Source organism: Rhizobium sp. AN5, from assembly GCF_900215255.1.
GTDB lineage: Bacteria > Pseudomonadota > Alphaproteobacteria > Rhizobiales > Rhizobiaceae > Agrobacterium > Agrobacterium tumefaciens.
The window spans coordinates 1,023,574-1,049,880 of sequence record NZ_OCMJ01000004.1 but is presented as its reverse complement, the minus strand read 5'-3'; the positions used below and the strand labels follow the sequence as shown (position 1 = coordinate 1,049,880).

At 59.2% G+C, this 26,307-nt stretch carries 19 protein-coding genes; 9 read left to right on the top strand and 10 right to left on the bottom strand.

Annotated elements, in window-relative coordinates; all coding sequences use genetic code 11:
* The first annotated feature begins 123 nt into the window (after positions 1-123).
* The 6 genes from topA (at position 124) to rpmG (ending at position 7,776) form a co-directional block, all read left to right on the top strand.
* Positions 124-2,808 carry a type I DNA topoisomerase gene (gene topA / locus CRP02_RS17565; RefSeq protein WP_097171835.1) on the top strand — a complete coding sequence of 895 codons (2,685 nt, stop codon included), beginning with the start codon at positions 124-126 and terminating at the stop codon, positions 2,806-2,808.
* A complete protein-coding gene (gene rnr / locus CRP02_RS17560) occupies positions 2,805-5,159 on the top strand; it encodes a ribonuclease R (RefSeq protein ID WP_097171834.1) in 2,355 nt (784 codons plus the stop codon). Before topA ends, rnr begins: the two co-directional genes overlap by 4 nt.
* 46 nt (positions 5,160-5,205) lie before the next feature.
* Positions 5,206-5,649 carry a DUF983 domain-containing protein gene (locus CRP02_RS17555; protein ID WP_003512717.1) on the top strand — a complete coding sequence of 148 codons (444 nt, stop codon included), beginning with the start codon at positions 5,206-5,208 and terminating at the stop codon, positions 5,647-5,649.
* Between the two features lie 20 nt (positions 5,650-5,669).
* Entirely contained in the window at positions 5,670-6,338 is a 669-nt protein-coding gene (locus CRP02_RS17550; RefSeq protein ID WP_097172828.1) for an NUDIX domain-containing protein, read from the top strand.
* Positions 6,339-6,355: 17 nt separating this feature from the next.
* Entirely contained in the window at positions 6,356-7,519 is a 1,164-nt protein-coding gene (locus CRP02_RS17545) for an MFS transporter (protein ID WP_019565488.1), read from the top strand.
* An 89-nt stretch (positions 7,520-7,608) separates the two neighbouring features.
* Positions 7,609-7,776, top strand: a complete 168-nt coding sequence (gene rpmG, locus CRP02_RS17540) for a 50S ribosomal protein L33 (RefSeq protein ID WP_003496403.1) — start codon at positions 7,609-7,611, stop codon at positions 7,774-7,776.
* An 898-nt stretch (positions 7,777-8,674) separates the two neighbouring features.
* Here rpmG and CRP02_RS17535 read toward each other — a convergent pair.
* Both CRP02_RS17535 and CRP02_RS17530 read right to left on the bottom strand, forming a co-directional pair.
* Positions 8,675-10,045 (bottom strand): PleD family two-component system response regulator, encoded by a 1,371-nt coding sequence (locus CRP02_RS17535; protein WP_097171833.1) that lies wholly within the window; start codon positions 10,043-10,045, stop codon positions 8,675-8,677.
* An 18-nt stretch (positions 10,046-10,063) separates the two neighbouring features.
* Complete coding sequence (locus CRP02_RS17530; RefSeq protein ID WP_003496409.1) at positions 10,064-10,435, bottom strand: response regulator; 372 nt, start codon at positions 10,433-10,435, stop codon at positions 10,064-10,066.
* A gap of 131 nt (positions 10,436-10,566) precedes the next feature.
* On the opposite strand from CRP02_RS17530, the gene CRP02_RS17525 reads away from it, so the two are divergent.
* The 3 genes from CRP02_RS17525 (at position 10,567) to CRP02_RS17515 (ending at position 13,632) form a co-directional block, all read left to right on the top strand.
* A complete protein-coding gene (locus CRP02_RS17525; protein WP_097171832.1) occupies positions 10,567-10,875 on the top strand; it encodes a DUF3572 domain-containing protein in 309 nt (102 codons plus the stop codon).
* A 69-nt stretch (positions 10,876-10,944) separates the two neighbouring features.
* The gene (locus tag CRP02_RS17520) at positions 10,945-12,228 is read left to right on the top strand and encodes a DNA polymerase IV (protein ID WP_097171831.1); all 1,284 of its coding nucleotides are present in this window, start codon (positions 10,945-10,947) and stop codon (positions 12,226-12,228) included.
* 165 nt (positions 12,229-12,393) lie between these two features.
* The gene (locus CRP02_RS17515; protein WP_097171830.1) at positions 12,394-13,632 is read left to right on the top strand and encodes a L,D-transpeptidase family protein; all 1,239 of its coding nucleotides are present in this window, start codon (positions 12,394-12,396) and stop codon (positions 13,630-13,632) included.
* A gap of 12 nt (positions 13,633-13,644) precedes the next feature.
* On the opposite strand, the gene dnaE is transcribed toward CRP02_RS17515, so the two are convergent.
* The 8 genes from dnaE to nuoN all read right to left on the bottom strand — a co-directional run bounded on the left by dnaE (position 13,645) and on the right by nuoN (position 26,303).
* The gene (gene dnaE / locus CRP02_RS17510; RefSeq protein WP_097171829.1) at positions 13,645-17,145 is read right to left on the bottom strand and encodes a DNA polymerase III subunit alpha; all 3,501 of its coding nucleotides are present in this window, start codon (positions 17,143-17,145) and stop codon (positions 13,645-13,647) included.
* A 481-nt stretch (positions 17,146-17,626) separates the two neighbouring features.
* Positions 17,627-18,310, bottom strand: coding sequence for an ABC transporter ATP-binding protein (locus CRP02_RS17500; protein ID WP_013635957.1), 684 nt, complete (start codon positions 18,308-18,310; stop codon positions 17,627-17,629).
* Positions 18,311-18,325: 15 nt separating this feature from the next.
* Positions 18,326-19,633, bottom strand: coding sequence for a lipoprotein-releasing ABC transporter permease subunit (locus tag CRP02_RS17495; RefSeq protein ID WP_003512696.1), 1,308 nt, complete (start codon positions 19,631-19,633; stop codon positions 18,326-18,328).
* Positions 19,634-19,755: 122 nt separating this feature from the next.
* A complete protein-coding gene (gene proS / locus CRP02_RS17490) occupies positions 19,756-21,078 on the bottom strand; it encodes a proline--tRNA ligase (protein ID WP_019565481.1) in 1,323 nt (440 codons plus the stop codon).
* A 686-nt stretch (positions 21,079-21,764) separates the two neighbouring features.
* Positions 21,765-22,070, bottom strand: coding sequence for a DUF1467 family protein (locus CRP02_RS17485; protein WP_162692009.1), 306 nt, complete (start codon positions 22,068-22,070; stop codon positions 21,765-21,767).
* A gap of 148 nt (positions 22,071-22,218) precedes the next feature.
* Positions 22,219-23,886: a ribonuclease J gene (locus CRP02_RS17480; protein ID WP_097171828.1), complete on the bottom strand. Its 1,668-nt coding sequence runs from the start codon at positions 23,884-23,886 to the stop codon at positions 22,219-22,221.
* A gap of 207 nt (positions 23,887-24,093) precedes the next feature.
* Positions 24,094-24,834, bottom strand: coding sequence for a biotin--[acetyl-CoA-carboxylase] ligase (locus CRP02_RS17475; RefSeq protein WP_179784056.1), 741 nt, complete (start codon positions 24,832-24,834; stop codon positions 24,094-24,096).
* Between the two features lie 26 nt (positions 24,835-24,860).
* Positions 24,861-26,303 carry an NADH-quinone oxidoreductase subunit NuoN gene (nuoN, locus tag CRP02_RS17470; RefSeq protein ID WP_097103275.1) on the bottom strand — a complete coding sequence of 481 codons (1,443 nt, stop codon included), beginning with the start codon at positions 26,301-26,303 and terminating at the stop codon, positions 24,861-24,863.
* Positions 26,304-26,307 lie beyond the last annotated feature (4 nt).

Here is a 26,307-nt window from a genome sequence, read left to right as displayed (position 1 = left end):
AAAATCGGGCTTGCCTCTTGACCCGCGCGCATTACCTGTCCATGTCGAATTATAAAGAAGGCTAATTGCGGCATTATGCCGTGATCCGGCTATGTTAACGGACCAGTTCCAGAGAAAAACAATATGAATGTCGTCGTCGTAGAATCTCCTGCCAAAGCCAAGACGATCAACAAGTATCTTGGTCCGGGCTACAAGGTTCTTGCATCCTTTGGCCACGTCCGGGACCTTCCTGCCAAGGACGGATCTGTGCTGCCCGACCAGGACTTCGAAATGTCCTGGGAGGTCGATAGCGCATCCGCCAAGCGCATGAAGGACATTGCCGACGCGGTGAAATCCTCCGACGGCCTGTTTCTCGCAACCGACCCGGATCGCGAGGGTGAAGCGATTTCCTGGCATGTGCTTGATCTCTTGAAGAAGAAGCGCGTTCTCGGCGACAAGCCCGTGAAGCGCGTGGTCTTCAACGCCATCACCAAAAAAGCGGTACTGGACGCGATGGCGAACCCGCGCGACATCGACGTGCCGCTGGTCGATGCCTATCTTGCCCGCCGTGCGCTGGATTATCTCGTCGGTTTCAACCTGTCGCCGGTTTTGTGGCGCAAGCTGCCGGGCGCCCGTTCCGCCGGCCGCGTGCAGTCCGTTTCGCTGCGTCTCGTCTGCGACCGCGAAGCCGAGATCGAGCGTTTTGTCTCCGAGGAATACTGGAACATCAGCGCGCTGTTGAAGACACCGCGCGGTGACGAGTTCGAGGCGAAGCTGGTTTCCGCCGATGGCAAGAAGCTGCAAGGCCGTTCGATCAAGACCGGAGATGACGCCAACCGCCTGAAGGCGCTCCTGGAAGGCGCGACCTATATTGTCGATACGGTCGAGGCGAAACCCGTCAAGCGCAATCCCGGCCCGCCCTTCACCACCTCGACGCTGCAGCAGGCTGCCTCCTCGCGCATGGGCTTTTCCGCCTCGCGCACCATGCAGGTGGCCCAGAAGCTTTATGAAGGTATCGACATCGGCGGCGAAACCGTTGGTTTGATCACCTATATGCGTACCGACGGCGTGCAGATGGCGCCGGAGGCGATCGATGCCGCACGCCGCGCCATCGGCGAGCAGTTCGGCGACCGCTATGTGCCGGAAAAGGCGCGCTTCTACTCGACCAAGGCAAAGAACGCCCAGGAAGCGCACGAAGCTATCCGTCCGACCGATTTTAACCGCACACCGGATCAGGTTAAGCGTTACCTCGATCCAGACCAGCTGCGTCTATACGAACTGGTCTGGAAGCGCGGCATCGCCAGCCAGATGGCGTCGGCTGAAATCGAGCGTACCACCGTGGAAATTCTGGCGGACAAGGACGGTGAAAAGGCCGGGCTTCGTGCCGTCGGTTCCGTCATCCGCTTCGACGGCTTCATTGCCGCCTATACCGACCAGAAAGAAGATGGCGAGCAGAGCGACGACGGTGACGATGAAGGCCGCCTGCCGCAGATCAATGCGCGCGAGAACCTCGCCAAGCAGAAGATCAACGCCAGCCAGCACTTCACCGAGCCGCCGCCGCGTTATTCTGAAGCCTCGCTCATCAAGAAGATGGAAGAACTCGGCATCGGCCGTCCTTCCACCTATGCGGCGACACTGAAGACGCTAAGCGACCGCGAATATATCATCATCGACAAACGCAAGCTCATTCCCCATTCGCGCGGACGGCTGGTGACGGCTTTCCTCGAAAGCTTCTTTGCCAAATATGTCGAATACGACTTCACCGCCGATCTGGAAGAAAAGCTCGACCGCATTTCCGCGGGCGAACTGGACTGGAAGCAGGTGCTGCGCGATTTCTGGAAGGATTTCTTCGCGCAGATCGAAGATACCAAGGAATTGCGCGTCACCAACGTGCTGGATGCGCTCAATGAAGTTCTGGCTCCGCTGGTCTTCCCCAAGCGTGAGGACGGTTCCGATCCGCGCATCTGTCAGGTTTGCGGCACCGGCAATCTTTCGCTGAAGCTCGGCAAATATGGCGCTTTTGTCGGTTGCTCCAATTATCCGGAGTGCAACTTTACCCGCCAGCTCACGTCCGATGGCTCGGAAGCCGAAGCTTCCGTGTCCAACGAGCCGAAAGCGCTGGGTGCCGATCCGATGACCGGCGAGGAGTTGACGCTTCGGTCTGGCCGTTTCGGCCCGTACATCCAGCGCGGCGATGGCAAGGAAGCCAAGCGCTCCTCGCTGCCCAAGGGCTGGAAGCCTGAGGACATCGACCACGAAAAGGCGCTGGCGCTCATCAACCTGCCGCGCGATATCGGCAAGCATCCCGAAACCGGCAAGATGATTTCCGCCGGGCTTGGCCGCTACGGACCCTTCCTGTTGCATGACGGTTCCTATGCCAACCTCGAAAGCATCGAAGACGTGTTCTCGATCGGCCTCAACCGTGCCGTTACCGTCATTGCAGAGAAGCAGAGCAAGGGACCGGGGCGCGGCCGCAACGGCACGCCTGCGGCGCTGAAGGAACTGGGTGATCACCCCGATGGCGGCCCGATCACCGTCCGCGACGGGCGTTACGGCGCTTACGTCAACTGGGGCAAGGTCAACGCCACCATTCCAAAGGGGCAGGATCCGACCTCCGTGACGCTGGACGAATCGCTGGTGCTGATTGCCGAGCGCATCGCCAAGACCGGAACCGGCGGCAAGCCCGCCAAGGCCAAGAAACCTGCTGCCAAGAAGGCCGAGGGCGACACAGCCGCAAAGCCGAAGGCGACAAAAGCCAAGGCCGCAACGAAAAGCAAGACGGCTGCCAAGCCGAAAGCCGCAGCCAAACCCAAGAAGGCAGAATCGTGAGCAAGGCGCCGCGTCAGAGACAGGGTTCCGCCAGCGACGGCTTCGGACGTACCGGGCGCGGCAAGCGGGCAAACGAAGGTGAAGGCATCATCCATGGCGAGGTGCCTTCCCGCGAAGTGCTGCTGAAATTCATCGCCGAGCATCCGCAGCAGGCCTCCAAGCGCGAAATCGCCAAAGCTTTCGGGCTGAAGGGCGACGACCGCGTTGTGCTCAAGGCACTGCTGAAGGAGCTTGAAAGCGACGGCATGGTGCAGAAGAGCCGCAAGACGCTGACGCGACCGGGTGGCCTGCCGCCGGTGACGGTTCTCGACATCACCACCCGCGACAAGGACGGCGAATTGATCGGCCGGCCTGCCGAATGGCCTGAAGATCAGGGCGCGGCCCCCGCCGTGCTCATCCGCCAGTCCTCGCAGGATCGCAGTAAGAAAGCCCCTGCCGCCGGTCTCGGCGATCGCATTCTGGCAAAAATCTTCCCCTCCAAGGACAGCCTCGGCCCGGCCTACACGGCCCGCGTCGTCAAGCTGATCGACCGTCGTCAGAACGCACTGCTTGGCGTGTTCAAGGAAACGGAAGGCGGCGGCGGACGCCTGATGCCGATCGACCGGCGCGGTGAGGAAATGGTCATCGACCCCGAGGGTGTCGGCGATGCCAAGGACGGCGACCTGATCGAGGTGGAAACCTCGCGCAACAGCGGTCGTTACGGCCTGACACGCGCAAAGGTTCTGTCGGTCGTCGGCTCAGTTGCCTCGGAAAAGGCGATCTCGATGATCGCGATCCATGCCCACGGTATTCCGCACATCTTCCCGCCGAATGTTCTGGCCGAGGCGGATGCCGCAAAGCCCGCGACCATGTCGCACCGTGAAGACTGGCGCGACCTGCCGCTGATCACGATCGATCCGGCCGACGCCAAGGACCATGACGACGCGGTCTATGCCGAACTCGACCCCTCGCCCGACAATCCTGATGGAGTGATCGTCACCGTCGCCATCGCCGACGTGTCATGGTATGTGCGATCAGGCGCACCGCTCGACCGCGAGGCGCTAAAGCGCGGTAACTCCGTCTATTTCCCTGATCGTGTCGTGCCGATGCTGCCGGAACGCATCTCCAACGACCTCTGTTCGCTGAAGGAAGGCGTCGACCGCCCTGCCCTTGCTGTGCGGATGACCTTCTCGAAGGAAGGCCGCAAGGCGAGCCACACTTTCCATCGCATCATGATGAAGAGTGCCGCCAAGCTCTCCTACCAGCAGGCGCAGGCCGCAATCGACGGCCGCCCGGACGACAAGACCGGCACGCTGCTGGAGCCGATCCTGAAGCCGCTGTGGCACGCCTATGCCGTGATGAAGCGCGGCCGCGACCGCCGCCAGCCGCTGGAACTCGACATGCCGGAGCGCAAGATCCAGCTCAGGCCGGACGGCACGGTGGACAAGGTCGTCATTCCCGAACGCCTCGACGCGCACAAGCTGATCGAGGAAATGATGATCCAGGCGAACGTCGCCGCCGCCGAGACGCTGGAAAAGAAAAAGCAGCGGCTGGTCTACCGCGTGCATGACGCCCCCACACTCACCAAGCAGGAAGTGCTGCGCGAATTCCTCGGCACCATCGGCATTTCCATGGCCAAGGGTGTCGCGATGCGCGCCAATTCCTTCAACGGCATTCTGGCGCGCGCACTCGACACGCCGCACCAGATCATGGTCAACGAGATGGTGCTGCGCAGCCAGAGCCAGGCGATCTACAGCCCGGAAAACATCGGCCATTTCGGTCTAAACCTGATGAAGTACGCGCATTTCACCTCACCGATCCGCCGTTATGCCGATCTGATCGTGCATCGGGCGCTGGTCGGATCGCTAGGCCTCGGCGAAGGCGGCATCACCCCGCAGGAAGAGGCGACGCTGGACGATATCGCCGCCGAAATCTCGACCTTCGAGCGCCGTGCCATGGCCGCCGAGCGCGACACCATCAACCGGCTGATCGCGCACCATCTTTCCGAACGCGTCGGTGAAGAGTTCGACGGCCGCGTCGCGGGTGTCACGAAGGCGGGACTATTTGTCGCGCTGCCGCAGTTTGGCGCCGACGGGTTTGTTCCTATATCTACACTTGGAACCGACTATTTCCTCTACGACGAAGCCCATCAGGCTCTGACGGGGGAAAAGACGGGTCTCGGTTATCAGCTTGGCGATACGGTTCAGGTGCGGCTCGCGGAAGCGGTACCGTTGGCTGGTGCGCTGCGGTTTGAAATGCTGAGCCCGGGGCGCAAGATGCCGGTCGGCTCGCGGTCGTTCCACAAGGCAGGCCGGCGGACATCACGTCCTTCCGCCAAGCCGGGAACAAGGCCGCCGAGAGGACGTCGGTGACAAGACCGCGTCAAGCGGTTAAGACAAACGGGAGAAGGACTTCAGGATGAGTGCAAATCAGGGCTCGGAAACGGTTACCTTCGGAGATGGAAGCGCGGAGCGTCCGCTTGGCCGTTCGATCATGCGCGGCATGGCCAATCGCTGCCCGGCCTGCGGCAGCGGTCGCCTGTTTCGGGCCTTCCTGAAGCCGGTGGACAATTGCGCGGCCTGCGGCGAGGAAATGCATCATCACCGCTCCGACGACCTGCCGCCCTATATTTCCATCGTCATCATCGGCCATATCGCCGTTGGCGGCTTCATGATGACCGATCTCGTGCTTTCCGTTCCCATGTGGGTGCACTTCGCCATCTGGGTGCCTATCACCATTCTGGCCGCGCTTCTGACGCTGCAACCGATCAAGGGTGGCGTCATCGGCCTGCAATGGGCGCTTAGAATGCACGGCTTCGACGGAAAACAGCCAAAAGTGCAGATCGACGGCTCCTCCCACTGACGGCGGGCGGGAATTTGCACGTGTCCGAGTTTCCCTCGAGCACCCAGGCGGCGAGCGGCCCCTTGCGGCCCCGCGATGCCGCCTCGATCATCCTGTTTGATCGTTCCGGCCCTGCTATTCGCGTGCTGATGGGCCGGCGCAGTAATGCCCACATATTCATGCCAGGCGCTTACGTGTTTCCCGGTGGCAAACGCGATCCGCGCGACCACGCCCTGCCCTTCTCCAGCGATCTGCACCCCGCGGTGCTGCGCAGCCTCACCACGTCTGCCGCGCGCCGCCTGAGCGCTGCCGGGGCACGGGCGCTGGCGCTTGCCGCCGCGCGCGAGCTCTTGGAGGAAACCGGCGTCGATATGGGCATGGACGCTGACGGTCCGGACCTTTCGCGTTTTCGATATGTGGCGCGCGCGATCACCCCGCCCGGCAATATCAGGCGCTACGACACGCGATTCTTTTGCTGTTACGCCGACGAGTTGCGGCTGGATACCCGGCTAATCAGGGATTCAGATGAGCTGCACAATGTGCAATGGCTTGACATGACAGCGCTTTCCAGTCTGAACATGCCGAAAATCACACGTACGGTTCTCGAAGATGTCACAAAACTCATGATAGGTGATCCGTCACTGCCCTTTGAAAGCCCCGCGCGGCTCTATGTCACGCGCCACGGCCGATTCATTCGAGACTTTGTATAAAGGCCGTCATGTCACAAATGAAATGCGAAGCGGACGCCATTCACTGGCCCTCACTGATCGCCGCCATCTCCGCCATCAGTGCGGTCGGTGTCGCCATCGGCCTTGGCCTGCCGCTCCTGTCGATCATCCTTGAGAAGCGCGGCATCTCCTCCACCATGATCGGGGTAAATTCGGCAATGGCCGGCGTTGCGGCGATGATGGCAGCGCCGGTGACCACCAAGATCGCCCATGATTTCGGCGTGGCGCGAACGATGCTATTTGCCGTTGTCGTGTCGGCTCTGAGTGCGCTCTGTTTCTATTTCGCCGACGCCTTCTGGATGTGGTTTCCGCTGCGAATCGTCTTCCATGGCGCAACCACCACGCTGTTCATCCTCTCCGAATACTGGATCAACATGACCGCGCCGCCGAAAAAACGCGGCATGGTTCTCGGCATCTACGCCACCGGACTTGCGGTTGGCTTTGCGGTTGGCCCGTTATTGTTTTCCGTGGTCGGCAGCGATGGCATCCTGCCATTTCTGGTCGGGGCGGCAATCATACTGCTTGCCGCGATCCCGATCTTCCTCGCGCGCGGCGAAAGCCCGGAGCTGAGCGAAAGGCCGAACCACCATTTCGCCCGTTATATATGGCTGGTGCCGATGGCTTCTGCGGCGGCCTTCGTGTTCGGCGCCGTGCAAGCGGGCGGTCTGTCGCTCTTTCCCATCTATGCGACCCGGGAAGGCTTCAACGAATCGCAGGCGGCACTTCTGCTGACCGTGATGGGCATCGGCAACATGGTCTTCCAGATACCGATCGGCCTGCTTTCGGACCGGATGAAGGACCGGCGCACAATGTTGGCGCTGATGGCCTTTGCGGGCGTTTGCGGCACGCTGGCGTTGCCCTTGCTGGTGGATAGATGGATTCTCGTCGCGGCCCTGCTGCTGTTCTGGGGCGGCCTCGTATCCGGCATGTATACCGTCGGCCTCACCCATCTGGGATCGCGTCTCAAAGGGGCCGATCTGGTGGCCGCCAACGCCGCCTTCATCTTCTGCTATGCCATGGGCACAATAGCCGGACCACAGGCAGTCGGCATTTCCATGGATGTTGCGGGTACCGATGGTTTCGCCTGGGCGCTTGCCGTGTTTTTCGGGCTTTACGTGGTGCTTTATGCCTTCCGTTTTGTTTTCAGGGCAAAACAGACTTGACTTTTCAGGCGCGATACGTAGTTTCGCGCCAGATTTAGCCGAGGTGAGAAGCGCCTGCGGCTTCTCTTTTGTTTAAAGGCAGGACGACCATGGCGAAAGCTACAACAATCAAGATCAAGCTGCTGTCGACAGCCGACACCGGTACCTTCTACGTCACCACCAAGAACAGCCGTACGTTCACGGACAAGATGACGAAGACGAAGTATGACCCGGTTGTACGCAAGCACGTTGAATTCAAGGAAACCAAGATCAAGTAATTCTTGATCGGGTTCTCCGGCAAAAGCGCGCCCAACGGGCGCGTTTTTTGTTTGTACGGAAGGGATGCCGCCAACGGCATTCTTTGCGCCAGCGCCCTCGCAAGGCCCGGCACGGGCCAACGAATCGCGACCTTCGTCGTTGCGGTTCTTGAGTTTGGAACTTAATCGGCGCTATCGGCACGGCGGGAAAGCTCTTTATCACCGTCTCACCAAACCACGGTCTCGCCTAGTCAGCGCCTCTCCTAACCAGCGTCTCATCGGCCAAATGCGCCAACCGCTGCGACAGGCGCCGCCTGCGCGCGCAGCCGGATGTGCTGCGCTATAAGCGGCAGCACAAGCACAGAATATTTGGGGAGATAAGGCGGTCGGCCAACGATGTGATCACGGCACGAGGAACCGATTCGGACATCGTCAGCCGACCGACCCCACGATCCAGGAGATGCGGCGGACCTGAGCATCATGGGGCATTCAAACTACGCAATACCAGCCCCTGACGACCGAAACATCAGCGGTGTAAACCGCCATGGTTTCTTCATCACTAGACGGAAAAACCGCCGGAAGAACTGTTATTCTCGATTGGGAGTGTGCGCAGAAGTAAAATAAAAATCAACAAATTCTTAAGCCAGAGATACATCACCTGGAAAACATGGTTAAATATACAACGCTGGCACACTATAGTTCCGTGAGCGATTGAATTCAACGTATTTTTCAACTTGAACTCTATTAACCCTGTTTAACTTCATCCCTTCATTGCAAGAAGATAAAATACTGGCAAGGTCAGGGCCTTGGCGCTTGCCAAAGTTTGCCATCAGATCTTTGGGCGGCTATCGATACCGGTAAATGTCGAAAGTCTCAAAAGGCGGCACGATTTGTCCGCCTCACGGGCCGGCCAGCACCTTCAGGCGGCGGCCGCCACGACGCGGTTGCGTCCTGTGTGTTTCGCCTCGTAGAGCGCCTTGTCTGCATGTCTCAGAAGCTCGTCCGGCGCGCCGAATGCTCCACTGCTGGTGGCGATGCCGAGCGAAGCCGTGATACTCAACTCACGGTCGATGGAACGAACGTGAAACGGCTCGTCTTCGATGATTGCCCGCAGGCGTTCGGCAACGCTTGTGGCAAGCTCCATCGGCGTGTCGGGCATCACAACCACGAATTCCTCCCCGCCATAACGGCAGGCAAGATCGGCGCCGCGCACCGTGCTGCGGATGCGGGCTGCAAACTCGCGCAGAACCTCATCGCCGACATCGTGGCCATAGGTATCGTTGACCAACTTGAAGCGGTCGATATCGGTCATGCAAATGGAAATAGGGCGGCCACGGACGGCGGCACGGTCGAAAAGTATCTTTAGATGGTTGTCGAGATAACGGCGATTGTTGAGACCGGTCAGCCCATCAACGATCGCAAGCTCCATCGTGTGCTGGAGATTGAGCCGCAGATGCTCGTTATAGCGCTTGCGCCGGATCTGCGTCAGAGACCGGGCGACAAGTTCGTTGGGATCGATAGGGCGGAGAATATAATCGTTCACGCCAAGATCGAGCGCCCGCGCGACCATGTCGTCCGCCCCCTGCTCCGCCACCAGAAGCAACGGCAGGAACCGGGTACGCTCCAGCGAACGAAGCTGCGAACACAGTCTCAGCGGATCGTAATCCTCAAAATTGGAATTGACGATGACAAGCTCGAAGGGGTTGCTCGCCGCCTTCAGCAGAGCCGCCTGAGGCTCCGTGACGGCATCGACCTCGGCAACCGGCTTCAGCGCCCTGACGATGCGTTCCTGCGAGCTTGCGCGGCCATCCGCCACCAGAACGCGGCCAGGCGTCTGCATGAGGCCATCGCTGCGCAGCATCTCCTCGATGCCGATCTCGCGCGCGGTCTCGGCCCGCAGCCGCAATTCGTCACTGACGGCCTTGAGGCGCACGAGGCTTTTGACACGGGCGATCAATTGAAGGTCGTTAACGGGCTTGGTCAGAAAATCATCGGCGCCGGCTTTCAGGCCGCGCACGCGGTCCGAGGGCTGATCGAGTGCGGTGACCATGACAACAGGAATATGCGCCGTTTTCGGATTGGCCTTCAGTCTTTCGCAGACCTCGAAACCGTCCATGCCAGGCATCATGATGTCGAGCAGGATGATATCGACCTGTTCCTGGTCGCAGATATCGAGCGCCTTGAAACCATCCTCGGCGGTTACGACGTCGAAATATTCCGCGACAAGCCGGGCTTCGAGAAGCTTTACGTTTGCGGGTATGTCGTCAACAACCAGAACTCTCGCCGTCATAACAGTTCCCCAACCGCCTTACGCATCGCCTAGATAGGTCTTGATGATTTCGATGAATTTCGGAACGGAGATCGGCTTGGACACATAGGCCTCGCATCCGCCCTGACGAATGCGCTCCTCATCCCCCTTCATGGCGAAGGCCGTGACCGCGATGACCGGAATGACATGCAGCTCGTCATCCTCCTTCAGCCATTTCGTCACCTCCAGCCCGGAAACCTCCGGCAGCTGAATATCCATGAGAATGAGGTCCGGGCGATGCTTGCGGGCAAGATCCAGCGCTTCCATGCCGTTGCGCGTCTGGATCGTCGTATAGCCAGACGCCTCGATCAGGTCACGAAAGAGCTTCATGTTCAGCTCGTTGTCTTCGACTATCATGACCTGCTTGGGCATGGTGGGCAGTCCCCGTTTCGCTTTGAAACCTTCTTCCAGACATATAGGGTGCCAGAGAACCGATTCCATCGTCCATTTGTTGCGCAAGGCTAGAACGATTTGGTTTCAAAATAGGTAACTTCGGTAGAGAAATGCTGAGAGATACAAAAAACAAAGACAATGCCGGAAAAGATCCGCAAGAAACGGCGGCCGCCATACTTGGCTGGCTGGCAAACGAGCCGGAAATGCTCGGGCGTTTTCTGGCGCTGAGCGGATTGCAGGCCAATATGCTGCGCCATGCCGCCAACGATCCCGGCTTTCTGGCGGGGCTCACCGATTTTCTGATGAGCCACGAACCAGACCTCATGGCCTTCTGCGCGGCGACCGACACATCCCCCGAAACGGTTGCCGCCGCCTGGCACCATTTTTCCGGCCCGGGGCTGGATTCGGGTGGGTATTGACAGGCCACCCCTTGAGCCGCCGTCACGGCCGGAGTATGGTCGGCGACGTTCTGGTTTTGTTTTCGGCCCATGTCCACGTCGCATCTCTATGATCCCGGTTTTTGCCGCGACTGTCTGGCCGGCCAGCCAGCGGAGCTGAGGCGTTGTCGCGCCTGCGGCAGTCCCCGCCTCGTCTACCATGACGAACTCTACGACCTCAGCATCGCTCATATCGATTGCGACGCCTTTTACGCCTCCGTTGAAAAACGGGACAATCCCGAGCTTGCCGACAAGCCGTTGATCATCGGCGGCGGAAAACGCGGCGTGGTTTCCACTGCCTGCTACATTGCCCGCATCCAGGGCGTGCGCTCCGCCATGCCGATGTTCAAGGCGCTGGAAGCCTGCCCGGACGCCGTAGTCATCAAGCCCGACATGGAAAAATACAGCCGCGTCGGCCGTCAGATCCGAACCATGATGCAGGATTTGACGCCGCTCGTGCAGCCGCTTTCCATAGACGAGGCGTTTCTCGATCTTTCCGGAACGGAGAGGCTGCATCACGATCCGCCTGCCCGGGTTCTGGCGAAATTTGTGAAACGGGTGGAAAAAGAAGTGGGCGTTACCGTCTCGGCCGGGCTGTCCTACTGCAAATTTCTGGCCAAGGTCGCGTCCGACCTTAAAAAACCGCGCGGCTTTTCGGTGATCGGCGAAGCGGAAGCGCTTTCCTTTCTGGCAGAACGGCCCGTCACGACGATATGGGGCGTTGGAAAGGCGTTTGCGGCGACGCTGGAGGCGGACGGCATCCGCATGATCGCGCAGTTACAGGAGATGGAGGAAGGCGACCTGATGCGCCGCTATGGCGTGATGGGACAACGGCTGTTCCGGCTTTCGCGCGGCATCGATGAACGGCACGTGCACAATAACGACCCGGTGAAAAGCGTGTCTTCCGAGACCACCTTCTTCAACGATATTTCCCGCCACGAGGACCTCGTACCGATCCTGCGGTCGCTTTCCGAAAAAGTTGCATGGCGCCTGAAGAAGAGCGGCATTTCCGGCCAGACGGTGGTGCTGAAAATGAAGACGGCCGATTTCAAACTCCGCACCCGCAACCGCAAGCTTGACGATCCGACCCAGCTTGCCGACCGCATATTCCGCACCGGCCTTTCGCTGCTTGCGAAAGAAACCGACGGCACCAAGTTTCGCCTGATCGGCATAGGCGTCAGTGATCTGCGCGATGCGGACCTTGCCGATCCTCCCGATCTCGTTGACAGGCAGGCGGAACGGCGGGCGGCGGCGGAAGCGGCAATGGATAAGCTGCGCGACAAGTTCGGCAAGGGCAGCGTCGAGACCGGCTACACTTTCGGCACACGCAAATAGCGGCCATGCCGCTTGCAAACGCCGTGAAACCCTGCGGCCTGCAACACCCCGCCCCTATTTTAGATATTACACAAATTAGTGATGTAGCAGACGCCGTATCCTTAAACTTCATTAAACTTCGCGTGGTTGAGTAAACGAAGTTTTGTGCATGTGGTGTATTGCGTCATGTCTCTTCGCTTCCGTCTTCTGACCGGCATGCTGTCGGCCAGCATTCTTGCCTTTCCGGCGCTTGCCGCCGACAACAAGTCCCTGCAGATCGTCGTTTCGAAAAGCGATCAATCCCTGGCGCTTTACGAGAACGGCGAGATCGTTGCTACATCCAAGGTCTCAACCGGCAAGGCCGGGCATGAGACGCCGAGCGGCATTTTTTCGATTCTGGAAAAGCGCAAATACCACGAATCGAATATCTACTCGGCGGCGCCCATGCCTTTCATGCAGCGACTGACATGGTCGGGCATCGCGTTGCACGAAGGCAAGGTGCCGAATTATCCGGCCTCGCATGGCTGCGTGCGCCTGCCTTCGAAATTCGCGCAGTCACTGTTCGGCGAGACCCGCTACGGCGTGCATGTCATCATCACCGACCGGCCGGTTTCTCTGCGCTCCGTACAACATCCAACCCTGTTTGAGCCGCGGGACGATGCCGATGACGGCAAGCTGCTTTTATCCGACGTCGAGCTGCGCCCTGCGACCTTCGACGCCGCATTAGGCACCGTTGAGGTGGCCGTGAATGAAAAAACGCAAGCCATCAAACCGATGGCCAAAGGCAAGGAGCCCTCGCCCTTGCGCATCCTCATCACCCGGCGCGGCGAGCGCGAAAAGGTGATGGATATTCAGGCCGTGCTGACCCGCCTTGGCTTCGATGCTGGCGCACCCGACGGTTATACCGGAGAAATGACGATCAGCGCCGTCAACGGTTTCAAGCGCTGGAAGGGGCTGAAAACCACCGGGCCGCTACTGACCGACGATTTCGTCGCTGCGCTTTACGCGTCTGCCGGCGAAGATCATCCACCGAATGGCCAGATCATGGTGCGACAGGATTTCAAGCCGCTATTCGAGGCTGCGATCGACATCAAGGATCCCGAGGTGGCACTCGGAACGCATTTCTTCGAAGCCGTTGCTGTCAACCGCGCTGCCGGAACCGCTGAATGGAATGGCGTAACGCTGGAAAACCATCTGCCGGCCGCAGCCCGCAAGCGGCTCGGCATCACCGTTACCGAAGCGCCCGGTGGCTTTGACCAGCTAAGCGCCGTACTCGGCCGCCTCGAAATACCGGCTGAAATTCGCTCCCGAATCGAGAAAGAACTTTCAACCGGCAGCTCGATTACCGTTTCAGACCTCAGTCACCAGATGGAGACAGGGATGGGGACGGACTTCATTACCGTGACAAAGGAAGGGCCGGTTTGAGGGCTTGAGGCCTCACACCAGCTCCACATCAACAACACCGGGGGCGGAGCGAAGTGCGGCGGCGATCTCAGGGGAAATACGGTATTTCTCCGTCAGCTCCACCTCGATCTCGCGGCTCCCCTCGTCCTTGATGACGATGAAATAAACCGATCCGTCACCTTTGGTATTGAGGTGGCGGGCAACGGTTTTCAGCGGGCCTGAATCGCGCACATAAACCCGCAACGCCTTCTGCATCTGCACGGATTTCTCCTCGAGCGATTGCGCCGTCTGGATGCGAAGACCGATGCCTTCCGGGCGCTCTTCCGCCTGCACGGTGATAACAAGGGATTTGCCCACCTCGAGCAGATCGCGAAACTGGGCAAGCCCTTCGGAAAACAACACCGCCTCATATTGGCCGGAGGCATCGGAGAAGGTGACGATACCCATCTTGTTGCCGGTCCGGGTCTTGCGCTCCTGCTTGCCGGTGACAGTGCCGGCCAGACGCCCGGCGGTCGCACCCTGTTTCACTGCGGCGGAAAAATCGGCGAAATTCTGCACCCGCAACTTTTCCAATACAGGGCGGTAGGTATCGAGCGGATGCGCGGTCAGGTAAAAACCGAGCACCTGATATTCGCGCAGCAGTTTCTCCGAGGCGAGCCAGGGCTGGAAGGCAGGCAGGATGAGCTTTTCTGGACCGCTCGCACCGCCGGAGCCGAACATGTCAGACTGGCCGGTAACGCGGCTTTCCTGTGCGCGTTGCGAATAACCGATGATGCGGTCCAGCCCGCCGATCATCTCGGCGCGGTCGCGGCCGAAACAATCGAAACCGCCAGCATTGATGAGGCTTTCAAGCACACGCCGGTTGATCTGCTTCGGATCGATGCGCAGGCAGAAATCCTCCAGGCTCGCAAATGGCTTGCCGTCGCGCACTGTAACGATGTGTTCCACTGCGCCCTCGCCCACGCCCTTGATGGCAGCCAGCGAATAATAGATGCGGTTCTCACCCGTCTCGAACTGCCGGAAGGAAGTCTGCACCGAAGGTGCCACGACCTCTATAGCGAGACGGCTGGCATCCTGGCGGAAATCGTTGAGTTTTTCCGTGTTGGCCATATCGAGCGTCATGGAGGCCGCGAGGAACTCCACCGGATAATGCGCCTTCATATAGGCGGTCTGATAGGACACGATGGCGTAAGCGGCGGCGTGGCTCTTGTTGAAGCCGTAATTGGCGAATTTGGCCAGAAGGTCGAAGATGGTGTTGGCCTGCGGCTTCGACACGCTGTTTCTGATCGCGCCGTCGACGAAGCGCTCGCGCTGCTGGTCCATCTCCTCCTTGATCTTCTTGCCCATGGCGCGGCGCAGAAGATCGGCTTCGCCGAGCGAGTAACCTGACAGAACCTGGGCGATCTGCATCACCTGTTCCTGATAGACGATAACGCCCTGCGTCTCCTTCAGGAGGTGGTCGATGGTGGGATGGATCGACTCCAGCTCCTCCTCGCCATGCTTGCGGGCATTGTAGACCGGAATGTTCTCCATCGGACCCGGACGATAAAGCGCCACCAGCGCAATGATGTCCTCGATGCAGTCCGGGCGCATGCCGATCAGCGCCTTGCGCATGCCGGCACTTTCCACCTGGAACACGCCGATGGTTTCGCCGCGTGACAACATCTCGTAGGTTTTGGCGTCGTCCAGCGGAATTGCGGCGAGATCGACCTTGATGCCGCGTTTGGCAACGAAATCGACAGCGACCTTCAGCACCGTCAGCGTCTTCAGACCGAGAAAGTCGAATTTGACGAGGCCGGCGCTTTCCACCCACTTCATGTTGAACTGGGTAACCGGCATGTCGGAGCGCGGATCGCGATACATCGGCACCAGCTTCGACAGCGGCCGGTCACCGATGACGATACCGGCAGCATGGGTGGAGGCGTGACGGTAAAGCCCCTCGATCTTCTGGGCGATATCCAGAAGTCGGGCAACGACAGGTTCCTTGTCCGCCTCTTCCTGCAGGCGCGGCTCTTCCTCGATCGCTTTTGACAGCGGCGTCGGATTGGCCGGGTTGTTGGGGACCAGCTTGCAGATCTTGTCCACCTGCCCATAGGGCATTTCCAGCACACGGCCGACGTCGCGCAATGCCGCGCGCGCCTGCAACGAACCGAAGGTAATGATCTGCGCCACCTGCTCGCGGCCATATTTGCGCTGCACGTAGCGGATCACCTCTTCGCGGCGGTCCTGGCAGAAGTCGATATCGAAGTCGGGCATCGACACGCGTTCGGGATTGAGGAAGCGTTCGAACAGCAGCGAGAAGCGCAGAGGATCGACATCGGTGATGGTCAGCGCATAGGCCACGAGCGAGCCTGCACCCGAACCGCGGCCGGGGCCGACCGGAATATCCTGCTGCTTGGCCCATTTGATGAAGTCCGCAACGATCAGGAAGTAACCGGGAAAACCCATGCGCTCGATGACGCCAAGCTCGAAATCCAGCCTGTCGCGATATTCCTGCTCTGTGTAGCCAGGCGCCATGCCGAGGGCCGCAAGGCGATGATCAAGACCTTCGACGGCCTGACGGCGAAGCTCTTCGGCCTCTGCCCGCTGCGCCGCTTCGGGATCGTCGCTGGCACCGGTGAAGCGCGGCAGGATCGGCCCACGCTTCTTCAGCACATACGAGCAACGCATTGCGATTTCGACGGTGTTTTCCAGTGATTCCGGAAGGTCGGCAAACAGCTCCGCCATCTCCTCACGGCTTTTCATATAATGGTCGGGGGTCAGGCGGAACCGGCTGTCATCCGAAACGATGGCGTTATGCGCCACCGCCATCAATGCATCATGCGCCTCATAATCGGCCCTCGACGGGAAGAACGCCTCGTTGGTGGCGACCAGCGGAATATCATGTTCATAGGCAAGCCCGATCATACGCCGCTCATGGACGCGGTCGAAACCGGACTGACGCTGCAATTCGATATAAACCTTGTCACCGAAGAGTGATTTCAGCGCCAGCAGGCGTTCTCTCGCCTGCGCCATATGCCCTTCCTTCAGAGCCATATCCACCGGACCACCGGAGGCACCCGTCAGCACGATCAGCCCTGCATTGGAGGCTTCCTCCAGCCATGCGCGGGTAATATGCACGGACTGGCCACCGCTTTCACCTTCCAGATAAGCGCGGCTGATAAGGTCCACCAACCGCTCGTACCCTCCGGCATCAGCCGCGAGCAGCACGATGGCTGGAAGCTTGGCAAGGTGGCTGTTATGGTTGCGGCGATCATCCACCGCATCCTGCATGTCGATCGACACCTGACAGCCGATAATCGGCTGCAAGCCCTCATCACGCGCCTTTTCGGAAAACTCCAGCGCGACAAAAAGATTGTTGGTGTCGGTAATGGCGATGGCCGGCTGGCCGTCTGCAACGGCCTTGGACATAATTTTCTTGAGGGGTAAAGCCCCCTCAAGCAGGGAGTAAGCGGAGTGAACCCGCAGATGGACGAAACCGGGTGTTTTCAGCGTTTCGCCAGAGGTCTCTCCACGCGCAACCGTCTCGCCCATATCGTCATCCTGTCATTCTGAATCGAGGGGGCGATTTTCCGATTTTCGGCCTTCAAAGTCCACCGCCTTTCGGCGTCTATACAGGCTTCTGCGCCGGTGTGCCCTTCACAGGGCAGTGAGGATCACCGAAAAGCTGGCGACAAACACAGCGATGGAGGCGAAAGCGGCAACGTCACGGATGAAATCAGTCATTGGTCTCTCCTTACTCGTTATGTTCTAACTTTGTTCTCATTTTGTTCGATTGTCAACAGGCTTTTACTGATATTCCCCTTGCTAACGCGGCAGAATCGGCTGCGGTTCCACCTTCGTGAACGGCAAGCCACTGACTCCAAAGCGAAAAAACCCGGAGGCAAAAACACCTCCGGGTTCGTGAAAATTCAATTGTGGGAGGACGAGTGGCCTTGCGGGAAACCTGAACGTAGACAGAACTCAGCCGCAGAACAGATCGCAAAGGCGGTATGATCGCCTCACCGCATCACGATCAGAAGTCGACGATCTTGCCGTCTGCAAGCGTCACGCGGCGGTCCATGCGGTTGGCCAGCTCATGATTATGGGTGGCGATCAGTGCGGCAAGGCCGGACTGGCGCACCAGCGCCTCCAGCGCATCGAACACATAATGCGCGGTCTCGGGATCGAGATTGCCGGTCGGCTCGTCGGCGAGAAGCAGGAGCGGTGCGTTGGCAACGGCGCGGGCAATCGCCACACGTTGCTGTTCACCGCCGGAAAGTTCAGCCGGGCGATGTTCGCCGCGATGGCCGACGCGCATGTAATCGAGCAGCGCGCTCGCACGCTTGCGGGCTTCGCCCTGCGTCAAACCGGCGATGAGCTGCGGCATCATCACATTCTCCACCGCCGTAAACTCCGGCAGCAGATGATGGAACTGGTAGACGAAACCGATGTCGCTGCGGCGGATCGCCGTGCGCTTTTCATCCGGCAGACCATTGCACGGCGCGTCATTGATGAAGACCTCGCCTGCATCCGGATGTTCGAGAAGCCCGGCGAGATGCAGCAGCGTGGATTTGCCGGTGCCCGACGGGGCAACAAGCGCCACCATCTCACCACTCTTCAACTCGAAATCGGCCTTGCGCAGAATGGAGAGCGACGTCTCGCCCTGACCATAGGTCCTCTCGACGCCGGTAAGCCGCAGCACTGATTTTTTTGCCATATTGTGAAGCGGTCCTTATTCGTAACGCAGGGCCTGCACCGGATCGAGCTTGGAAGCCCGCCATGCCGGAAAGATGGTTGCCAGGAAAGAAAGCGTCAGCGCCATGATGACGACGGTAATGGTCTCGCTGATATCCATTTCGGCCGGAAGCTGGCTGAGGAAATAGAGCTGCGGATCAAAGAGTACCGTGCCCGACACCCATGAGAAGAACTGCCGGATGGATTCCACATTGAGGCAGACGATGACGCCGAGCGCCACACCGGCGAATGTGCCGACGGTACCGATGGCAGCTCCCGTCATGAAGAAGATACGCATGACGGCGCCGGAACTGGCGCCCATGGTGCGCAGAATGGCGATATCGCTGCCCTTGTCCTTCACCAGCATGATGAGGCCGGAGATGATGTTGAGCGCCGCCACCAGAACGATGAGCGTCAGGATCATGAACATCACGTTTCTTTCCACCTGCAGGGCGGAAAAAAAGGTCTGGTTCCGCTGTCTCCAGTCGGTGATATAGATCTGCCGTTCAGCTGCCTGCTCCACCAGCGGGCGGATGCCGTCGACATTGTCGGGGCGACTGACGTAAAGCTCGATGGATTGCACCAGGCCTTCGGCATTGAAATAAAGCTGGGCTTCGGACAGCGGCATATAGATCATCGACGCATCATATTCCGACATGCCGATCTCGAAGACGCCCGAAATCTTGTAGGATTTGACGCGCGGGTTGACACCCATCGGCGTCACATCGCCTTCAGGCGAAATGAGGGTGATATCGTCACCCGCCGTCACGCCAAGCTGTGCGGCAAGCCTTGAGCCAACCAGAACCCCGTCGCCCGCCATGAAGCCGACGAGATCGCCGGTCTTGACGTTGGTGGCGACTTCCTTGATCTTGTCGATATCGTCCTGGCGAACGCCGCGCACGAGCGCACCGGAGCCTGCGCCACCGCGACCGGAGGCCAATGTCTGCCCCTCTACCAGCGGCAGGGCCATCGTCACGCCCGGAATGGCGGAGAACTTCTTCGCCAGCTCATCATAATTGTTGAAGGGCTGGTCGATCGGCTGGACGATCATATGGCCGTTGATGCCGAGAATGCGCGAAATCAGCTCCGTGCGAAAACCGTTCATGACAGCCATGACGATGATGAGCGTCGCGACGCCCAGCATGATACCGACGAAGGAAAAGCCGGCGATGACGGAAATGAACGCTTCCTTGCGCCGCGACCGCAGATAGCGCCAGGCGACCATGCGCTCGAAAGCGGAAAACGGCCGGGCGGTCCTTTCCCGGGCGGAAGGAGCCGCACCCTTGTCAGCCTCGGCTTTTGCCATGTCGTCTCCCTGATCTGAACTTGAAAGGCCGGTTTTCACGAAAAACCGACCCCTGATCTTGATCTCATAAAGCTCGAGCGGATTTCAGGCGAAAACCGCTCCTCACTTTCACCATTTCGTGCTTAGCCAAGCACCCTGTTCATTGCCGCTTCGATTGTGACGGTTTCACGGTCGCCGGTCTTGCGATCCTTCACCTCGACTTCACCGTTCGCGGCGGAACGGGGGCCGACGATGATCTGCATCGGCACGCCGATCAGGTCAGCAGTCGCGAACTTCTGGCCCGCGCGGTCGTCCGTATCGTCATAAAGAACATCCTTGCCGGCATTGGAGAGCGAGTAATACAGCTTTTCGCACGCCGCATCACAGGCTGCGTCACCTGCCTTCATGTTGATAATCACGACATCGAAAGGAGCGACCGAAGCCGGCCAGATGATTCCGTTCTCGTCATGCGATGCTTCAATGATGGCGGGAACAAGGCGTGTCGGGCCAATGCCATAGGACCCCATGTGAACGGGGTGTTCCTTGCCATCAGCACCCTGCACCTTGGCGCCCATCGGCTCGGAATATTTGGTGCCGAAATAGAAGATATGGCCGACTTCGATGCCGCGCGCAGAAAGGCGCTCGCCATCGGGAATGGCGTCATAAGCAGCTTCGTCGTGCATTTCCGAGGTGGCGGCATAGTCGGCCGTCCATTCGTCGAAAACGCCCTGAAGGGCTGCGACGTCGTCGAAGTTGGTATCGTCGGCGGGGATGGCGCGGTCGAGGAAGCTCTTGTGGCAGAAGACTTCGGATTCGCCGGTATCGGCCAGAATGATGAATTCGTGGCTGTGATTGCCGCCGATCGGGCCGGTATCGGCACGCATGGGAATGGCGCGCAGGCCAAGCCGTTCGAACGTGCGCAGGTAAGCCACGAACATCTTGTTATAGGAGTGGATCGCGTCTTCCTTGGTCAGATCGAAGGAATAGGCATCCTTCATCAGAAACTCGCGCGAGCGCATGGTTCCGAAACGGGGGCGCACCTCGTCGCGGAACTTCAGCTGAATATGGTAGAGGTTCAGCGGCAGGTTCTTGTAGGACTTCACATAGGACCGGAAGATGTCAGTGATCATCTCCTCGTTAGTGGGGCCATACAGCATCTGGCGGTCCTGACGGTCCTTGATGCGCAGCATTTCCTTGCCGTAATCGTCATAACGGCCGCTCTCCTGCCACAGCTCAGCGGTCTGCAGCGTCGGCATCAGAAGCTCGATCGCGCCGGAGCGATCCTGCTCCTCGCGGATGATCCTGTTGACCTTGTCCAGGACGCGCTTGCCGAGCGGCAGCCAGGAATAGATGCCAGCCGATTGCTGCCGGATCATGCCCGCACGCAGCATGAGGCGATGGGAGACAATCTCCGCTTCCTTGGGGTTTTCCTTCAGGATGGGCATGAAATAACGGCTGAGACGCATGACGACTTCCATTGGTATGGGCAACAACACGCAAAGGCGCGGGAATCGCCCCGAATAGAGGGATATTGGCGCCGTACATAGCTGTTTCTGACCAAGAAGAAAACCCGCCATGCAAAGACCTGTCTGGGCGATTTCGTGGCATTTTCGCGATAGCTAATTTGCGTCAAAACGCTTTGGCCGGAATATTATTCTTGATCTGGTGCGACAAATTGCACCACAGGGAATTTTTTGCCGACTGTAACAAATATGCAAAAAATGAGATGACAAGCATGGGTGATTGGGCTAACTTTAGCTCACAAAAGAGGCAGGAAGTCTAAATTCTTGCCGTTTTCGCGGTCAGTCTTGGGAGGATTCGATCTTAGGCGCGCTTGTCGCTGCCCCGGTAACGGTTACAGATCACGCGAAACCTGAAAAACAAGGCTGAAATGCCTTGTTTTTTTTTGATTCCGGCAAAGTTCACAACCCCGAATGGTTATTCCGGTAAAATTGTGACAGCGAATTGCCCGCCAGACGCCCTCATGGTGTGTGCACGACTGATATGACATCCATATGACAGCACTGACGCATCTTGTGGCGACCGTTCATAAAACGGTAGCGCGGCTTATGTTGCCTTAAATCGCATCACGAAGCCCGCCACGCTGCAAAATTCTGCGGCGCGCTTAATCCTAGGGCGTGGGTGAGATGCTTCAGTCGAAAACCGGAATAATTCTCGGAAGGTCGTCCATGCTGACGCCGAACCACCAGGTTCCGCCGTACCAGAGCCCGCAGATCAAAGCCGATATCAGCGTTGTCCACAACACGATGCGCCCGCCCCTGAACCTTGACGGGGCGCTTGCAACCGTGCCAATCGCCACATCGCCCTCTTCCTCCTGGGTGCGAAGGCCAATCGGCAGCACAACGAAAAGCACCGTCCACCAGACGATGAAATAAATGGCGAAGACCGAAAGAAGCGGCATGACGTCCTCCTGCGTGATGCGCCCCTTGTAACGCATTCATCCGCGAACCGGAATCACTTCCCTGCAAGATGTGTAAAAAGCTGCAAGAGAGGAGAAGGAACGATCGCGGACGGCGATTGCGTCATGTCCGAGATGGCCCGGACATGATGGGGCGTGACGGTTTGAAAACCCGGGATTTTCCGGTTCAGACCTTGGTGACGAAAACCGTCACAATCGGCTTCTTGCCCCATGCCTGATTGGCAGCGGCGCGTACGGCGCGGCGCACTGACTCGCGCAGCAGCGCAAGGTCCTTGCGGCGGGCGCGGGGGATGCTTTCCACGGCGCCGAGTACGGCGTCATAGAGCGTATCTTCCATGTCCTCGCCCTCATCATCGAATTCCGGCAGGCCGAAAGGCACGACATCGGGATCTCCGAGGAAGTCGTAGCGGCTGTCCAGCAGCACATTGACGGAGACATGGCCGGCGAAGGAAAGCTTGCGGCGGTTGCTGATCCCCATCTCGTCGAGGTCACCGATGAGGTTGCCGTCCTTGAAGACGCGGCCGTGCGGTGCGTCGTTGACGACTTCCGCAGGACCAGGCGCCAGACGCAGAATGTTGCCGTTACGAACCTTCGGCACCTGAGAAATGCCGGCCTGTTCGGCCAGTTCCTTCTGCGCCACCAGATGCGCCGCCTCGCCATGCACCGGCACCAGGATTTGCGGTTTGGTCCATTCGTACATTCTCAGAAGTTCGTTACGGCGGGGATGGCCGGAGACATGCACCAAAGCCTCATTGTCGGTAACGATATGGATGCCCTGCTCTATCAGGCCGTTCTTGATCTCGATGATCGCCTTTTCATTGCCCGGAATGGCGCGTGAGGAAAATACCACCGTATCACCGGCAGCCAGCGCCACATTGCGCATCTCATCGCGCGAAAGCTTGGCAAGGGCTGCCCGCGGCTCGCCCTGCGAACCGGTGAGAATCACGACCACCTTGTTGCGCGGAATATAGCCGTATTCGTCTTCAGCCAGGAACGGCTTGATACCTTCCATGATGCCGAGATCCTGCGAAACGTTGACGACGCGCTTCAGCGACGAGCCGAGCAGCAGCACTTCGCGTCCGGCAGCTTCAGCAGCCTGCGCGATGGAACGGATACGGCCGACATTGGAGGAGAAGGTGGTGATGGCCACGCGACCCTCGGCATTTTCGATGATCTGGCGCAGACCTTCGGATACCTCGTGCTCCGAAGGCGACACGCCATCGCGCAGCGAGTTGGTGCTGTCGCACATCAACGCCAGCACGCCCTCTTCGCCGATGGCGCGGAAACGCGCCTCATCCGTCAACGGTCCGAGAGACGGCGCCTCGTCAATTTTCCAGTCGCCCGTGTGGATGACATTGCCAAGCGGCGTGCGGATGACCAGCGACATCGGCTCGGGGATCGAATGGTTGACGCCGACGGCCTCGATTTCGAACGGGCCGACATTGATGCGATCACCCGCCTTGAACGGGGTAATTGGAATTTCGGCACGGCTGCCCTCATAGGCGCGCTTTGCCTCCAGCATGCCGGCGGTGAAACCCGAGGCATAGACGGGCACGTTGAGGCCGGGCCACAGATCGTTCAGCGCGCCGTAGTGATCCTCATGGGCGTGGGTGATGATGATGCCTTTGAGGTTCTTCTTCTGCTCGGCGATATAGCTGATATCGGGCAGAACCAGATCGACGCCAGGCAGATCGAGACCGGCAAAGGTAACGCCGCAATCCACCATGATCCATTCGCGCTTGCTTTCCGGACCGTAGCCGTACAGCGCCAGATTCATGCCGATTTCGCCGACGCCGCCAAGCGGCAGAAATACCAGTTCGTCCTGTTTAGTCATTGTTCTTCTTATCCATTCACGAGAGCGCGCTGGCGACGGCAATATGCCGCGCCCAGCCGCCCGTTTAACAGCATCGGACCTGAAAAATCATCTGATCGACCGGGCCGATGCGGAGCCGGTCTGTCACCCTGCTTTTCATGAGCAGCAGGAAAGCTCCAACCTGTGGGAAGAGGTTCGGCGCGGGTCTTTGAAGACACGCCGTCCACCTCATCCAAAAAACACGTCGCCGGCGGCGATGGAGAGCCTTGTGCCCTCATCCTCATCCAGCAGCAGATAACCATTATCATCAATTCCAACGAAACGCCCGCCGATCGAGCGATCCGGAAAATTGACGGTGATATGTTCTCCGATACCGCAGGCAGCCGCCCGCCATCCGGCCATGACACCGGAAACGCCCCTGCCCTCATCCCAGCTTTGCAGCACATCCGCTGTCTCGCGGAAGAGATGCGCGAACAGCTCGTCGGGGGAGCACGACGCCCCGTGTTCGGACAGCATGGTGACGGGATAAAGCGGGTTTTCAGGCTTGTGGGCGATATTGATGCCGATGCCGATGACGATGGCGCGGCGTCCATCCGGCAGAAGTTCGGCTTCCATCAGAATGCCGCAGGTCTTCCGGCGCCCGATCAGCACGTCGTTCGGCCATTTTATCTCTAGCGGATCGCCACCCGTCGGCAGCACAGCGCGAATGGCGCGGTAGACGGCGAGCGCAAAGGCAAGCGGCAATGAACCGATGCGGTCCATTGGCGCCGGATCGATGAGAAGAAGCGAAGCGTAGAGATTGCCGGGTTCAGACACCCAAGGCCGGCCGCGGCGACCGCGCCCGCCAGTCTGGCGGATGGCGGTGATCCACAGATTGCCGCCATCGCCTGCCCTTGCCCGGGCGAAACATTCTATGTTGGTCGATGGCGTTTCCGCCATCGCCTCGTGCCGGAAGTCATCGATGGACATCCGGCCCGTATGCTTGTGCGTATTGCTCAAAAGAACGTCTTTGCCGCAACCGTGACTGCATTGCCAAGCGCACCACCGAAGACGATGAAGGCGACGACGAACAGTCCAGAGAGCGCATAAACGATTTTCAGTTCGCCAGCCGGACGCTCGAAGCTGCCCTTGGCCTCATCGAACCACATGACCTTGACGACGCGGATATAATAATACGCACCGACAACCGAGCCGATCACACCGATGATGGCAAGCGGATAGAGCTTGGCTTCGATGGCAGCAAGGAAGACGTAGTACTTGCCGAAGAAGCCGGCGAGCGGCGGAATGCCTGCAAGCGAGAACATCAGGATCGTCAGAACAACTGCCATGAAGGGGTTGGTGGACGAAAGCCCGGCCAGATCCTCGACATTTTCGACATTGCCGATTTCCTTGCGACGCATGGAGAGAATGCAGGCGAAGGTGCCGAGCGTCATGACCATGTAGATGGTCATGTAGAGAATGACGCCCGAGATACCGGCCTCGGTGCCCGCCGCAAGACCGACCAGCGCGTAACCCATGTGACCGATGGAAGAATAGGCCATCAGGCGCTTGATGTTCTTCTGACCGATTGCCGCGAACGAGCCGAGCAGCATGGAAGCGATGGAGATGAAGACGACGATCTGCTGCCAGTCGGCAAAGACCGGCTGGAAAGCGTCCACGACGATGCGAACGAAGATCGCCATGGCGCCGATCTTGGGAGCGGCAGACAGGAAGGCCGTGACCGGTGTCGGCGCCCCCTCATAAACATCCGGCGTCCACATGTGGAACGGCACGGCGGAAATCTTGAATGCCAGACCGGCGAGAACAAAAACCAGACCGAAGACGAGGCCGAGCGAACGGGTCTCTGCCGTCAGAACCTGAGCGATTTCGGTAAAGCCGGTATTGCCGGTAAAGCCGTAAACCAGCGACATGCCGTAAAGCAGCATGCCCGAGGAGAGCGCACCGAGAACGAAATATTTCAGGCCAGCTTCGGTGGAGCGCAGGCTTTCCCGGTTGATGGCGCAGACGACGTAGAGCGCAAGCGACTGCAGCTCCAGCGCCATATAGAGCGAGATCAGGTTGTTGGCCGAAATCATCAGCAGGATGCCGAGCGTCGCCAGAACCAGAAGCACCGGATATTCGAACCGGCCGACCGGCTCGAAACGGCTCTGGCCGACAGAAAGGATCATGGCGGTGATCGAGCCGATCAGCGCCAGCACCTTCATGAAGTTGCCGAAGGCATCGGCGACGTAAACGCCGCCGAAAGCCACACCCGAAGCGGGCGCAAAGACGATCCAGAGACCGACGACGAGCAGCAGGGCCACGGAGAGGCCCGTGACCGTCGTTGTCGACTTGTCGCCCGAGAAGACGCCAATCATGAGCAGCGCCAGCGCGCCGACCGCAAGGATCAGCTCGGGCGTCGCGATGTGCAGACTGGCAAAAAGAATTTCAGCGGTCATGTCC

Excerpts from the sequence above, each read along its gene's own strand:
- dnaE (WP_097171829.1), bottom strand. The coding sequence starts at position 17,145 with ATGGGCGAGACGGTTGCGCGTGGAGAGACCTCTGGCGAAACGCTGAAA.
- rpmG (WP_003496403.1), top strand. The coding sequence starts at position 7,609 with ATGGCGAAAGCTACAACAATCAAGATCAAGCTGCTGTCGACAGCCGAC.
- topA (WP_097171835.1), top strand. The coding sequence starts at position 124 with ATGAATGTCGTCGTCGTAGAATCTCCTGCCAAAGCCAAGACGATCAAC.
- CRP02_RS17475 (WP_179784056.1), bottom strand. The coding sequence starts at position 24,834 with ATGTCCATCGATGACTTCCGGCACGAGGCGATGGCGGAAACGCCATCG.
- CRP02_RS17500 (WP_013635957.1), bottom strand. The coding sequence starts at position 18,310 with ATGGCAAAAAAATCAGTGCTGCGGCTTACCGGCGTCGAGAGGACCTAT.
- nuoN (WP_097103275.1), bottom strand. The coding sequence starts at position 26,303 with ATGACCGCTGAAATTCTTTTTGCCAGTCTGCACATCGCGACGCCCGAG.
- CRP02_RS17480 (WP_097171828.1), bottom strand. The coding sequence starts at position 23,886 with ATGACTAAACAGGACGAACTGGTATTTCTGCCGCTTGGCGGCGTCGGC.
- CRP02_RS17555 (WP_003512717.1), top strand. The coding sequence starts at position 5,206 with ATGAGTGCAAATCAGGGCTCGGAAACGGTTACCTTCGGAGATGGAAGC.
- CRP02_RS17545 (WP_019565488.1), top strand. The coding sequence starts at position 6,356 with ATGAAATGCGAAGCGGACGCCATTCACTGGCCCTCACTGATCGCCGCC.
- CRP02_RS17525 (WP_097171832.1), top strand. The coding sequence starts at position 10,567 with ATGCTGAGAGATACAAAAAACAAAGACAATGCCGGAAAAGATCCGCAA.
- CRP02_RS17520 (WP_097171831.1), top strand. The coding sequence starts at position 10,945 with ATGTCCACGTCGCATCTCTATGATCCCGGTTTTTGCCGCGACTGTCTG.
- CRP02_RS17495 (WP_003512696.1), bottom strand. The coding sequence starts at position 19,633 with ATGGCAAAAGCCGAGGCTGACAAGGGTGCGGCTCCTTCCGCCCGGGAA.
- CRP02_RS17515 (WP_097171830.1), top strand. The coding sequence starts at position 12,394 with ATGTCTCTTCGCTTCCGTCTTCTGACCGGCATGCTGTCGGCCAGCATT.
- proS (WP_019565481.1), bottom strand. The coding sequence starts at position 21,078 with ATGCGTCTCAGCCGTTATTTCATGCCCATCCTGAAGGAAAACCCCAAG.
- CRP02_RS17535 (WP_097171833.1), bottom strand. The coding sequence starts at position 10,045 with ATGACGGCGAGAGTTCTGGTTGTTGACGACATACCCGCAAACGTAAAG.
- CRP02_RS17530 (WP_003496409.1), bottom strand. The coding sequence starts at position 10,435 with ATGCCCAAGCAGGTCATGATAGTCGAAGACAACGAGCTGAACATGAAG.
- CRP02_RS17485 (WP_162692009.1), bottom strand. The coding sequence starts at position 22,070 with ATGCGTTACAAGGGGCGCATCACGCAGGAGGACGTCATGCCGCTTCTT.